This is a genomic window from Clostridium sp. N3C, assembly GCF_900095445.1.
Taxonomy (GTDB): Bacteria; Bacillota; Clostridia; order Clostridiales; family Clostridiaceae; genus Clostridium_AU.
In genome coordinates this window covers 1-14,023 of the sequence record NZ_FMJL01000048.1, presented here as the reverse complement: position 1 = coordinate 14,023, position 14,023 = coordinate 1, and the positions used below count along the sequence as shown (strand labels likewise).

Sequence of the window (14,023 nt, the reverse complement as noted above, 5' to 3'; positions counted from 1 at the left end):
TCTATATTTTAACTCCTTTTACTGACTTAAATCTTAAAGAATAAAATTTAAATAACTTAAACTCCTCTAAACCCTTTTTCAAATTTCCCTCTTCATTAATTGCCTTAACTATATAGTCCTGTTTACAGTGTATAGCTACGGATTCATAGTCATCATTATCTACCTTGTCTTTTAAAATATGGCTCAGTACTTTAAATATATCAGAATTATCTTGTGAATATTTTTCATTGCAAAGTTCTCCCTCATCAGAAGTAATTACAATATTTTTATTAGCAGAATTAAGTTTAATGTATAAATCTAATTCAGAATAAAAACCTTCGTCTTCTATAGTAATTTCCGGTTTAAACTTATTATAATTCATTAGATAGCCTGTAAACATGATGGCATCGTTCTTACTCATAAAGGGCGAATGTTTCTGGATATTATATCCTTTCATGCATAAGTAACAACCGCTAGTAGTAGTACAATTGCATTTTTTTAGTTTCGTATAAGCTAAGTCTATCAACGATTTTAAATCCTTAAATATTTTATTCATATCAATATTTCCGCAGCCAGTTTTATCATGCAATACAACATAACTCTTATCTTCTTTTTTATTTTCAAACTCTAAACTTTCATCTATCAACCAGCCTAATTCTGCTTCATCCAGCCCTAATTCATCCTTCATTGTTCTATCAAGAGCAGAAAATAAACTTACAACATGTTTTAAACTAACAACTTTATTGCTTAATTCAAATAAGATTGAATCCCTTTTAACATTATATCCTATGGAAAATTCACCTTTTTCATCATTAAATTTCTTAATTTCATCCTTTGATTTTCTACCTCTGTTTATAAAAAAAATTGGTAAAGACTTTTCAAAATAAGCTGTTATGTTTTCATCTTTATTTAAATCTTTATGGATCATAGATTTCTTAGGTCTTATTTTTATTACAGTAATATATTTTATTCTCTCTCTATTCTTGTAAATATTTTGAACTTTATCAGTACAATAAATACTATCATACTGACGTATAGCTCCATAATCTTCTGTTTCAAAGGTTTTATAATTTCCTTCACTGGTAAATCTATAGTAATTTTCTCCTATAAACATCGAACTTTCTGGCAAAAATTCTTTGTATGCTATCTCTGGTTCTCTAGTGGATAGGATAAAATCTTTATCATCAAGATCTGGATTTTCTTTAAGGGCCTTTTCATACTTGATATCTATAGCCTTAATTTCATCTCTTCTAAAGGAATAATCAGGGTAAAGGCCTAAATCATATAATTTATGCTGAGATAATCTATCAACTTCAAACTTTCTCCATACTTCTACTAATTTAGGAATAAGCTTTTCATAATCATATAAATCACCATAAACTTTCCTACAGCAAACCATAAATCTATTAATATCAACTTTACTACCCAATCCTTTTATATCCGGTATTAAAAGGGCATTAATATGCTTTTTTAGGATTTTAGTATTTCTATCATCAAAGGAAGGTGGTGTAATGACCCCTTCGATCATTTCTTTAGGATTGTTAAAATAGTACATATCATGATGATTACTTTCGGAACACATTGTAAGAAGTAAAGCAAATCTATTTCCCTTTCTACCAGCTCTTCCTGCTCTCTGAGCATAGTTAGAAGGCATGGGCGGTACCCCTATCATATAAACCATATTTAATTTTCCTATATCAATACCCATTTCTAAAGTAGGAGTAGAAATAAGCAAGTTCAACTTAGCATTTTGAAAATCTTCTTCATGTTTATGCTTTGTATCTTCTGATACCTCTGAGCTATGAGCACCGGCCCAAAAGACCTCCTTTAAGAAAATTTCTTCTATGCTGCTATAAGTAGTATTTTCTTTATTAAAACCTATCTTTGAAATATTTAAAAAGTAAATATAATTATTAGAATCTAATTTTTCAGATACAAGAACTTCCTTATTAGATAGTAAAGCAACTAAGCTGCCCATTCTATTAGGATACTTATTGGCAAAATCTCTATATTTTTGTCCATCAGAAGCAAAGGATAAATAACTGTACTTTGAAGAACCATCTCTTTTTACCTTACTTATTACTGCACCTTTCTTATATTGGGAATAACCAAGATGAAATCTTATATATTTCCCCTTTTCTTTTAAAGCTTCTCTATCTAATATTCTTTCCTTAAGTAATATATCCACAAATTCTTTCTCTACTTTATCCTTAATTAATTCCTTATCTAAAAGCACTAGTTTAGGAGTTTTTTCTAAACCACTGTTTTCTGGTATAGCTATACTTCTAATAAACCACAGCTTAAATTCTTTTAGTAATATATTTATAAGTTCAGAATCGTAATTTTTTTCCCTTAATTTTTCAATTTCCTCAACTACTAAAGCATATACTTCTTTAATATTTAAATTCTTACATTGGCTGTTTACAAATCTAACGGATTCCATAAAAAAATTACTTAAGAATTCATCATTAAAAATTGCACTGTATCTACCTGCACTTTCTCTATTATCAATAAAAGCAAGTATCTTTCTTTCCTTTTCACTAAGTTTTTGGAGACTTTGTTTAAAAACATTGTGTAAGAATTCTTTCTTTTGAGTTTCTTCAAGCTTAATTAAGCCCTTTTCGTAATCTTCAATATTTAAATAGCAGAGCTCTAGTAGGCCATCTTCTTCATATTCTAACCTTATACAGTCATCAACAATTTGATAATGACCTTTAAATTGCAATTTATCCCCATCGAAGGGCCGCTGCTCTAGTCCAAGTTTTTTATTATTTATTAACACGTAAAATGTTGAACTGTTGTCGTCACTACTTGGTAACACTTCATTAGTAAGTAAATTGCCCTTAACCTTTCCTATACATTTTGTATAATCTTTCTTGTAAACTGGAAAGACAGGATGTCCACAATCACTGCAATTACTTAAAACACTAGTATGATATCGGCCACAGTTTATACATCTTTTTAAAATATTACTAATCTCTAAAAAAAATATATGAATCCTAAAATCCAATACAGGATACTCTGGATATTTATTATTCATATCTACTATTTTTATTAAAAATTTTCTGAACTCATCTATAGTTATGGTATTTTCTTCACCGTTAAGCTTATCTAATATTTCTTTCAAAGTTTTGCTACCATGGGATAAAAAGTCCTTTACCTTCTTGGTAATATAGTGATTTTCAAGCTCCATATACTCCTTATCCTGCAAGGGCCTAGAGCTATCTAACTCTTTTTCATAAACCGGTTCTATGTAATTATAACTTTCCACATCAAACATTTTCTTAACATATGTATCAATTTCACTACCAGCAAGATAACCTTCCTGTTTTTCCCCTTCTTTACTTCTACTTAAGGTGGCACTACAACCAATCTGAACTATATCATCCTTAAGGTAGCTTTTTAATCTATGCAATAAATATTTAATATGAGTTCCTTTATTGCCTCTATAGGTATGAATTTCATCTAATACGCTATACTTAAGTACTTCCTTTGAAGCTTCAATCATCTTTCTCTTTTTAGGATCTGTCAGTATATAATCTAACATTACATAATTTGTTATTAATATATCTGGTTGTTTCTCAATGATATCCTTTCTATAAATAATTTGATTTTCACTTAGCACCACTCCAGAATTCTTATCATTTGGATTGTCTGGAGTAGCTCCTGTAAAAATTCCAAAGGTAATATCAGTCCCCTCTACAGCTTCTGCAATTCTTCTCATCTGGTCGCCAGCAAGTGCATTCATTGGATAGATTATAATTGCCTTTATGCCCTTTGAAGCTGTCTTTAGACAATAATCTAATATAGGAATTAAGAAAGATTCTGTTTTACCGCTGCCTGTACCAGTAGAAACTACGGTGCAAGTGCCACTTCTTATAGATTTAATGGCCTTCTCCTGATGTAGGTATAAAGATCCATCAAACTTTAAGAGATTCACTATTCTCTCATCTATATTCTCTGCCTTGCAAAATTCCGAGAATTTAGCACCTTTTTTATATTCCTTGTTAAGGGAAAATATTATTTCCTTTCGAAAATCAAAATTATTAACTATTTCTTCAATATCCTTTTCACTAATAAAATTATCTCTCAATTTATCTTTAAAATATGCCTCGTACATATCAGTTAGTCCAAAGCACAAATCAAGTAAATTATTGTCTAATTTCATCCCTTTACTCCTCTTCATAGCACTTATATAGAATCATCCTTTAATTAATACTGCATAATAATACTTTGTCAATTTTTTAGCTTTAAGACCATCTTGTCCATTAAAAATCTTTTTCTTCAATAAATCTGGTATTACTTCATTAAAATATTTTGAAGCAACTTCTTTTCCAACATTGGTAGCTACTACTTTAGCAGCACCTTCTATGTCTTTAATAAATTTCCCCATAATCTCTTCTACTCTGTCATATTTTAAATCTATTATCACAAATATTGCACCAGATTTAGCATAAGATATCTTATTTTTAATATTCTCTACAACCTCGGCTTTTTGGTAAATATGGTTTAAGCAATTTTGCATAAAATAAATATCTGTCTTCCTATACAACTCATTCTTACAATATTCCCAGCAGTTATTACAAAATCCGCAATCAAGCATGAGATCACAACCGGAAAAAGTCTGAAGACTTAATTTAACTTCTGGTAAATATTTTTTTATTACCTTTTGAGTGATCTTTCTTTGCTCCTTCCATCCTTGCTCATAGTCAAGAATTCTAACTTCAAATTTTTTGTTAATACCACTATCACGAAAAGCCTTTAAGGTACCCACTAACTCAGGGCAAGGCCCTCCGGCAAAATAGCTTAAACATACTTTATTATTCGACATTATATTTTCTTTGATAAGAGGTATAACAGAATTCTTCAACAAATCATAAGCAGGGTCTAAATAATAGGGAAAATAACAGATCATATAGGCCCTTCTTAGCCTGTCCATATTATAATTAGTTACACATACTTTGTCTTGATAAGATTTTCTTAAAACTACTACATCTTCTCTTATTTTAGCAGCCTCTTCATCCTGAAGATCTTCCAGTGTTTTATTATATGTATTTTCAAATATAAAATCATATAGTTTATCCATTGTGAGCCTCTTTTCATCATAATACTAATTTGAGTGTATAATTTATTATATGTGAAAATTTATTACAGGAAAATATAAAAACAGCTATCTTTTATTAGGCTTTTGATATCTTAACTAATCTAAAATATTAAAATAAGCGGTCACAGTAGTGGCCGCTTGATTTTTAATCATAAATTGTAATTTTATAAAATATTAAGCTAGTAACAATAAAATTTCTAACTGTATTTTCATCAAAAATTCGTTACACTTCTAAATCAATAATTTCCTGCTTCTTTGGTCGCCTTTAGATAAATTTAAAACGGCCATTTGATTCAATTACTCTCTTACTTCATCATACATGGGATAACATCCAATCCCCATTAATTTTACCCAGCCCCCTGCCCTAGTTAAAACAACAAAGACCTAATTTCTTAAATTTACATTACTTTCTTCTTCGGCAACTCTATCCAGTCCTACTACATATACCATGTCAGCTTCGCTTCCTCTCGCTCTAAAAACTTCTGAAAATGTAACGGCTCCTTTGCTCAAAAATTTATCATTATCAGTATTTTTATATTTAGGATAAATTACACAACTTAAGTTTTTATAAATCTATACGATATATAAAATTACCAGTTAATAATAGGGAGGCATTACATATGGATCAATTAGTTGAAATTTTACTTAAGGGGGATTTCTATAGTTTTGCCCTCATCGCTATGATTATGTTTCTAGTTTGGTTCTATAAAGAAATAAGAAAAAACTATATAGAAAATGAACTTAATGAACAAGAACGTGCAGACAAAGCGTTAACTCTTTATGCTGAACTATTATTTAAAATTAAGACAACTCAATTCACAGAAAATGATATATGCAATATTCAACAACTCATTATTTAAGCTTACCCTTATTTACCATTAAAATTAATAAATAAAATTAATGATATCGATTGGACTAATATAAGCTCAAATGAAAGTATCAAAAATTTATCGTCAGAAATTCAAGAACAGATTCAATATGTTAAGTCTTTACAAATCGATTCGATTAGTAATTATCATAAAATCTCATTCATAAATCAAATGAAATTCTTTTTCAGAAAAATTAATTTAAAATCAATTATTCTACCATTCATCTTTATTATTATATTCATACCACTATTATCACTATCAGTTTTATACGCTTATAAGATTGAACAATCACCTTTATACGTAAAAATACAGATTATTGCTTTTCTTATAGCTATGCTTTGCGATTACATATACCTAGTAACTCTAATAGATCTAATTTTAAAAAAACGTTTTATATATAATGTAAAAAACATCACTTTACTTGTATTATTCTATATAATCCCTACAATATTACTTATAATGTTTCCAAAATATTTAGGACTTCCTAATATAATTATTCTTTTAATTTATACCTTTGTATTTTTCAAAAATACGGTCAAGAATACAATTTAAGAAACAGTCTCGATTTAATTTCAAGCTTAAAATTTATACTATTAATTTTAATATAATTAACGAATTACTCCTGCATCTTATAATTTTATTAATGCTTACTTAAATAATTAAATCAAATAAACATATTATTAATTAAATTATTTATAATTAAAAAAGTACCCAACACTCCACCTAAATATCCTACAGGTTACGAATTCATCTGGTAATCCTAAATACTTTTCTGGCAATTCTTCGATGTTTGGAATTTTCAGTACTACTCCATTCTCTATCTCAATCTTCCAATTTTCAAATTCAAAAACATCTTTTGTCCCTTCTTTAGGTTCTATAGCAAGATGTAAATTATGAGGGTAATTTTTCTTTTGACTATAACCTTTGCTAATAACACCACATATGTAAATAGCTTTAAATTCTTGTTGTTCATCAAATAAAATTTCAGTCTCATAATTAAAATTTTCATTGTGTTTACTAAATTTTTTGCTATATTTTCCTTTAATACAATTTGTACAATGTTTACTATCATCTCCTGAAACAACATATTTTGCCCATAACCATTTAAACTTACTTGAATCTATATTATGTATAATTTTTATCATTGAATCCACCCCACAACTTTTTATTACGTACGTAATTGTTTGTATTTTACACTATATACGTACGTAATGCAATACTAAATATTCAGCAAACTCTAGTTATTTATACTAAATAATTAGAATTATTGCAAACAGATATTCGAAGCATTATAATTATCTTAGTTGTTTAATTGATGCCAAGGTTTTCCATTGTACTAATTACTCAAAAGTGTTATAATTTTCGTATAATTACGTACGTAAGGATGAGATTTATGAAAAAGAATTTTTATTACTCTTTCCCTGCAATCAAGGGAAAGCAGGCTAAAAGAGATTATTATGTGATAATGTGTCCCTTAAATGTATTATCAAAATTATTCATCTTTAATGAAGAAGATTTACCAGCCGAATATAGGGCTCAACGAACTTTAAATCGAAACCGTGTTCCGGAAATAGCAGATTACATAATTAATAATCCTAAAGACTATGTCTTTTCATCATTAACTGCCTCCGTTGATGGAGAACTAGAATTTGTTTCTTTTCCTGGATTTGAAAATGAAGACATTGGGATTTTAAATGTATCAATGGATAGTCGTCTTCTGATTAATGACGGTCAACACCGAAGAGCTGCTATAGAAGAAGCATTAAAAGTAATTCCTGAACTTGGTGAAGAAACAATTTCAGTTGTATTATTTGTAGATGAAGGCTTGAAACGAAGTCAACAGATATTTGCTGATTTAAATAAACATGCAGTTAATGTTTCTAAATCTTTAGGCATACTTTATGATTCCAGAGATCCTATTGCAACAATTACAAAAAACATTGTGGAGGAAAATATTCACTTAAAAAATTATACAGACAAAGAAAATACATCATTATCAAAGTTTTCGACTAAGTTATTTATACTTAGTTCAATAAATGAGACTAATAAAAAGTTATTAGCTAGATGTAATGTGGATGATAAAGCTAAAGAATTTGCTATAGAGTTCTGGGAATTTCTTTGTAATAACTTCAAAGACTGGCAATTTGTATTTAATAAAGAAATTAGTCCTTATATTTTTAGAAAAGATTACATTAGTTCTTATGGTGTAGTCCTTGAAGCTCTTGGAATAGTAGGAAATTACCTATACAAAAGTAATATTCCTAATTGGAAAGATTATTTATTAAAGCTTAATCAGATTGACTGGAGTAGAAGTAATCTCAATGATTGGGAAAATAGAGTTATCGGCAAGAGCGGACGTGTAATAAAAAACTCTACTGCTGTGAAATTAACTAGCAATCTTATCAAGTTAAAAATTGGGATTCCACTTAGCAAAGACGAAGAAAAACTAGAATCGGAGTTCAAATAAATATTCTGAACTGTACAACAAACTACTCAACATAAGAAAGGAGAACTCCTATGGATTATGAAAAAGATCTTTCAATAGAAGACAAAGTTAAATTTATATTAGATGAAATGGAACTTGTATACAAAAATGATAAGCGCCCATGGGTAATAGGTTACAGTGGAGGTAAAGATAGTACTTTAGTTGTACAATTTGTTTTTAAAATGCTTCAACGTTTACCTAAAGATGAAAGATCAAAAAAAGTATACATCGTATCCTCTGATACCCTAATAGAAAATCCCATTGTTTTAGGTTTCTTAAAACAAAATTCTAATAAAATAAATGAGGCTGCAATAAGCCTTGATTTACCAATTGAAGCTCACATGGTACACCCTGACTATAATAATACCTTTTGGGCAAATGTAATAGGTAAAGGACTCCCAACACCTACATCTATCAGATTTAGATGGTGTACAGAAAAACTAAAGATCAAACCTTCAAATGCATTTATTCAAGAAAAAATCGCTGAAAATGGTGAAGTTGTTGTTCTACTAGGTGTTAGAAAGGCTGAAAGTATTGCTAGAATGATAAGAATTAAAAATAGAGAAATCGAAGGATATTTACTTACTCCACATGCTACTTTGAATAACACCTACGTTTATAATCCAATTGTCAATTTATCAACTGATGACGTGTGGACTATCTTATTAGGTAATGGTGGTGTTAGTCCTTGGGGTAGCGACAATAACGAATTGTTCAGTTTATATATGGGATCAGATGGTGGTGAATGTCCATTTACAATAACCTCAAATAGTAAAGGAGAAATAGATACACCATCTTGCGGTAATTCTCGTTTTGGTTGTTGGATCTGTACTGTTGTTCAAAAAGATAAATCTTTAAGTGGATTTATCGAATCTGGTGAACATTGGCTACAGCCTCTTGCAGATTTCAGAGAATGGCTTTTAAGCATTAGAGATAAGCATGAATATAGAATGCAGTATAGAAGAGATGGAAATCACTACTATAGAAAAGTATATTTAAAGCATTTACCAATTGACGAAAATGGATATATAAATGAACATAATTTAATACGAGATAATAACGGAAAAACTTTTATAAATCTTAAATTTAAAGAAACTTTAACTCTTATAGGTGAAAATAATACTAATTTAAATGAGAAAGATAAATTATATTTAGAACTTTTACCACTAGAAGATGACTTAAATAAAATAGATCTAAATAAGGTATTAGAAGATGAAAAAGGTAAATATATAAATGTACTTGGATATGGTCCATTTACTTTTGAAGCTAGACAAATCATCTTAAAAAAATTGTTAGAACTTCAAAAATACATGCAAGAAAATGAAGGTATTGAATTTGATCTTATTACAGAAGGCGAGCTCAAAGCTATAGATGATATATGGCAAAATGAGCAAGATTTAACGAGAAGTAAACTAACAAGCATCTATGAAGAAGTATTTAATAAAAAATTACCTTGGCATGATTTTAAAAAACCTTTGCTTGAAGAAGTAGCCATAACAAAAATAGAAAATATATGTGAAAAGAAAGGTATTTCAAAGGACTTATTAGTATCATTATTAGTAGAAACAGATAAATTAAAATTTTATTCAAATAAATCTAGCTTAAGTAAAATCATAGAAAAAACATTAAATCAAAAATATTTATATAAAGACATTTATGAGGCGGTAGCATATGATAATCAATAAAGTTAATTTAAAAAATTTTAGATCGTACGAAGAAGAGACTGAATTTTGTTTCACCCCCACTGGACATAAGAATATAGTATTAATCGGTGGAGAAAATGGTGCTGGAAAATCAACTCTATTTGAAGCTATAAAATTATGCATTTATGGTCCCGTAACTTATGGATACCAAGGCTTTACATCACACTATATAGCTAAAATCAAATCAAATATTAACCATAATGCTTACAAAGAACCAGTTGTTAGTTCCCATGTTAGTGTGACAATACTCTTAGCTGAAGGTACAGACCAAAATATATATACTCTTTTAAGACAATGGACCTTTGAAGACAAAAAGTTAGTAGAAAATTTTACAGTTACTAAGAATAATAAGCCATTAATCGGTGAAAAAAAGAAATTCTTTGAAAATTATTTGACATCATTAATACCTCCAAATCTATTTGACTTTTTCTTCTTCGATGGTGAAAATTTATCCGATTCATTTATAGGCAAGAGCGCTAGCATGCATCTTAAGGAGTCTATCCTTAAATTAAGTAACTATGATACCTTGGATATACTTAAAAGACATCTATTACAGTATCAAAGAAATATTGCTCTTAGTACTAATGAAATAGCAAACTTAGAAAATGAATACCATCTAGCTACTGAAGATCTCAAAAATAAAGAATCAACACTTGAATCTTTAATAGCTTCTCTAGAATCTGAACGCCAGAAGTTAGAAGATTTAAATATAAAAAAATCAAATTTAGAAGAAGAATTTAGAAGTTCTGGCGGACTGCTTGAAAGCGAAAAAGCTGCTTTAATTTCAAATCAAAATGCTTTGGAACGTGAAAGAGAAGAAATTAACCAGTATATAAGAGACTTTTGTAATGATATTCTCCCTCTTCTGCTATGCAGCAATATTTTAGAACAAATAAAAAAGCAAATATTAGATGAGAATTCACTAATAACTTATGAAAATTTTAAAAATAAGCTTGATGAATCTGCATTAAGATCTTCTTTAATAGAAGCAAATATATTAACAGACTCAACAGTAGATTTATCTATGCTCCCCAATTTAATATTAAACAAATTATTCGATATCCAAAGTCTAGCCAACGTTAAATTTATACATCAATTGTCAAGTGATGATAAAAAAAATGTTCTTACAAACATTGATTATATCCTTAACAACAAAGAAACTCTTAATTCAGTGATTGCTGAGAAATATACTAGATTAGAAGAGATAGCTAAAGAATTAAAATACATTCGTGAGAAAATTAACTCTTCAGTTAATGAAGATATCTTGGAAAATTATCTAGATATAAATCTAAAATTAAACCAAGAAATAGCACAAACTAATTCGGAGATTGAATCTATAGAACGTAAAATAGAAATATTGAATGAAGAGATTATTTCTTCTAATAACAAATTAAAAAAAGCAAAGTCAGCTTATCTACAATCAATGCAAAGTAGTAAAACTCTTGAATTGACCAATACTTTAGTAGATACACTTGATGAGATAATATTTGAACTTACAAAAGACAAGATTCGAGAAATAGAAAATAATTTTATATCTATTTTTAAGGAATTGATCCGAAAAGATAACTATATAGATAGTATTGAGATTCAAAATAATTTCGAAACTACTTTGTATATAAACAAAGAATATAGTTCTATAGAAGTATATAATTTGCTTAAGAATTTAGGAATTGATGAGGTTGAAAAGAAATATGGTAGTAAATTTATTGAGGATTTAAATAATTACTATAGTACATCTACTAAGAAAGAACTGTTAAAAAAAGTAGAAACTCATTTGAAATTTGAATCTTTAATTTTAAGAACTAAATTCAATATCAATGATTTTTCAAAGGGAGAAAAGCAAATCTATATATTATCTCTAGTATGGGCTTTAATAAAATCTTCCGGTGTTGAAATACCGTTTGTTATAGATACACCATATGCAAGAATAGATGAAACTCATAGAGATTCTTTAACAACAAAATATCTTCCTAATGTAAGTAAACAAGTTATAATACTTTCTACAAATGAAGAAATAGACCAAAAATCTTATAATATTATGAAAGATTATATCTGTAACGAGTACTTGCTTGAATTTTTAGATAAAGAAAGAAAAACAAAAGTACACAATGGATACTTTTTTGAGGTGTAATTATGGGATTTAGACTTAAAACATCAAAAAAAACAAAAGATATTTTTGACGAAATTGGTGCAAGCACAAACTTAAAACCTTTTATTCTTTGTAAAATTGCCATTGCATTATCTTTAAAAAAAGATGAATCTATAGAAGACTATGTGAGTGACACTAATGGGATGGAACTACAACGAACCACAGTTACTGGTGATCAAGATGCACTATACAAATGCTTGATGGAATCAAAATTAGGAGTTCATCTATCAGATGATGATTACTTTCCTACTTATACTAAAAAACATATAGATCGTGGTACAGAATTACTACATTCAACTTATAAATATTCAGGTGGAAATCTAGAGAAGTTCCTAAAGCTGTTAATTAATAAAGGAGATGTTTCTATATGATATATTTAGATAATAGCGCTACCACTCCTGTTGATCCTGAAGTATTAGATGCCATGTTACCATATTTAAAAGAGGAATACGGTAATCCTTCTAGCAGACATTACACTTTAGCCAAAAATGCTGAAAAAGCAGTTGAGGAAGCAAGAGAAAAAATTGCTTCCCTTATAAATTCTAAACATGATGAAATTATATTCACTAGTGGAGCTTCTGAAAGCAATAATTTAGTTATAAAAGGTGTGGCTGATTATAAAAAGTATTATGAAAAGAGCGCAAATCATATAATAACATCCAAAGTTGAACATAAATCTGTTCTTCAAACATGTAAATTTCTTAATGGAGAAGTATATATAAATAAAGATAAAAATAAAAGAAAATCCTATGTTACTAGAAAAGTTGAAACTCCTAAAGTAGATAGAGGTTATGAAGTAACTTTTCTAGATGTTAATGAATATGGTCAAGTTGAAGAAAATAATTTAATGGAATCACTAAAAGATACTACTGCACTTGTATCCTTGATTTGGGGAAACAATGAAATTGCTAGCCTTAATGATATAAAAAAGTTATCTACTATAGTTAAAGAAAAAAATATTTTATTTCATTCCGATGCAACTCAAGTGTTAGGAAAAGTTGATATTGACGTAAATCAAGTACCAGTAGACTTTCTTTCTTTTTCTGCACATAAAATATATGGTCCAAAAGGCGTTGGTGCCTGCTATATGAGAAAAAACAAAAATGCTTTACCTAATTTAACGGCTTTAATTCATGGTGGAGAACAAGAATACGGCTATAGGGCTGGAACGCATGCAGTACATAACATTGTTGGATTTGGTAAAGCTGCTGAAATTGCAAAAAGAGATATGAAAGCTTATGTTAAGAAATTAAGAGATCTTGAAGCTGAAGTAAAAAAATTAATTAAGGCTAAATATCCTAATGCTGAATTTTTAGGAGATCCAGAATATCATATTCCTGGTGTTATACCAGTAATTTTACCTGGTGTTATAAACCAAATGTTGATTCAAAAGTTAAGCAATGATGTTGCTATTTCCTCTGGATCAGCTTGTAGTATTGGTGAGCCTTCTTATGTTATTGAAGCTTTAGGGAAAAATATTTTCCCTAATAATTTTATTAGAATATCTTTAAATAAATATATTTCATTAGAAGAAATATCTTCTTGTGTGAATTTACTTTAAAAAATCAGACCCTATTGGTCTGATTTTTTAACTGTTAATTACATTTCACATCAAAAATATTAACGAATCTTATCAACATCTAATGTAAATATATCCACTGCTTCCTCAGCCATTTTTCCTTGTCTTTTTTCAATATCTTCTTTCGTCCACTTAGAATAGGATGCTATTTCCAG

Annotated in this window: 10 protein-coding genes; 6 read left to right on the top strand and 4 right to left on the bottom strand. The window is 28.7% G+C overall.

The features are described 5' to 3' along the window. Position 1 precedes the first annotated feature (1 nt). From N3C_RS11925 to N3C_RS15465, 3 genes are all read right to left on the bottom strand, one after another. Positions 2-4,147 carry a DEAD/DEAH box helicase gene (locus N3C_RS11925; RefSeq protein WP_074366252.1) on the bottom strand — a complete coding sequence of 1,382 codons (4,146 nt, stop codon included), beginning with the start codon at positions 4,145-4,147 and terminating at the stop codon, positions 2-4. A 33-nt stretch (positions 4,148-4,180) separates the two neighbouring features. Beyond that, entirely contained in the window at positions 4,181-5,065 is an 885-nt protein-coding gene (locus N3C_RS11920) for a hypothetical protein (RefSeq protein WP_074366251.1), read from the bottom strand. 402 nt (positions 5,066-5,467) lie between these two features. Continuing rightward, positions 5,468-5,593, bottom strand: coding sequence for a hypothetical protein (locus tag N3C_RS15465; protein ID WP_278281136.1), 126 nt, complete (start codon positions 5,591-5,593; stop codon positions 5,468-5,470). 110 nt (positions 5,594-5,703) lie between these two features. Between N3C_RS15465 and N3C_RS11915 the strand changes: the two genes are divergently transcribed. Continuing rightward, positions 5,704-5,943, top strand: coding sequence for a hypothetical protein (locus N3C_RS11915; RefSeq protein ID WP_074366250.1), 240 nt, complete (start codon positions 5,704-5,706; stop codon positions 5,941-5,943). 698 nt (positions 5,944-6,641) lie between these two features. On the opposite strand, the gene N3C_RS11910 is transcribed toward N3C_RS11915, so the two are convergent. After that, entirely contained in the window at positions 6,642-7,097 is a 456-nt protein-coding gene (locus N3C_RS11910) for a hypothetical protein (RefSeq protein ID WP_074366249.1), read from the bottom strand. 248 nt (positions 7,098-7,345) lie between these two features. Here N3C_RS11910 and dndB point away from each other — a divergent pair, with 248 nt between their 5' ends. From dndB to N3C_RS11885, 5 genes are read left to right on the top strand one after another with little or no spacing between them, the layout of a single operon-like run. Beyond that, positions 7,346-8,419, top strand: a complete 1,074-nt coding sequence (dndB, locus tag N3C_RS11905; protein WP_074366248.1) for a DNA sulfur modification protein DndB — start codon at positions 7,346-7,348, stop codon at positions 8,417-8,419. 50 nt (positions 8,420-8,469) lie between these two features. Then, positions 8,470-10,122 (top strand): DNA phosphorothioation system sulfurtransferase DndC, encoded by a 1,653-nt coding sequence (dndC, locus tag N3C_RS11900; RefSeq protein WP_074366247.1) that lies wholly within the window; start codon positions 8,470-8,472, stop codon positions 10,120-10,122. Beyond that, complete coding sequence (locus tag N3C_RS11895; RefSeq protein ID WP_074366246.1) at positions 10,109-12,271, top strand: AAA family ATPase; 2,163 nt, start codon at positions 10,109-10,111, stop codon at positions 12,269-12,271. The genes dndC and N3C_RS11895 overlap by 14 nt, the downstream gene beginning before the upstream one ends. A 2-nt stretch (positions 12,272-12,273) precedes the next feature. Next, positions 12,274-12,660, top strand: coding sequence for a DndE family protein (locus tag N3C_RS11890; protein ID WP_074366245.1), 387 nt, complete (start codon positions 12,274-12,276; stop codon positions 12,658-12,660). Then, positions 12,657-13,850: a cysteine desulfurase family protein gene (locus N3C_RS11885; RefSeq protein WP_074366244.1), complete on the top strand. Its 1,194-nt coding sequence runs from the start codon at positions 12,657-12,659 to the stop codon at positions 13,848-13,850. The genes N3C_RS11890 and N3C_RS11885 overlap by 4 nt, the downstream gene beginning before the upstream one ends. The last annotated feature ends 173 nt before the right edge of the window (positions 13,851-14,023 follow it).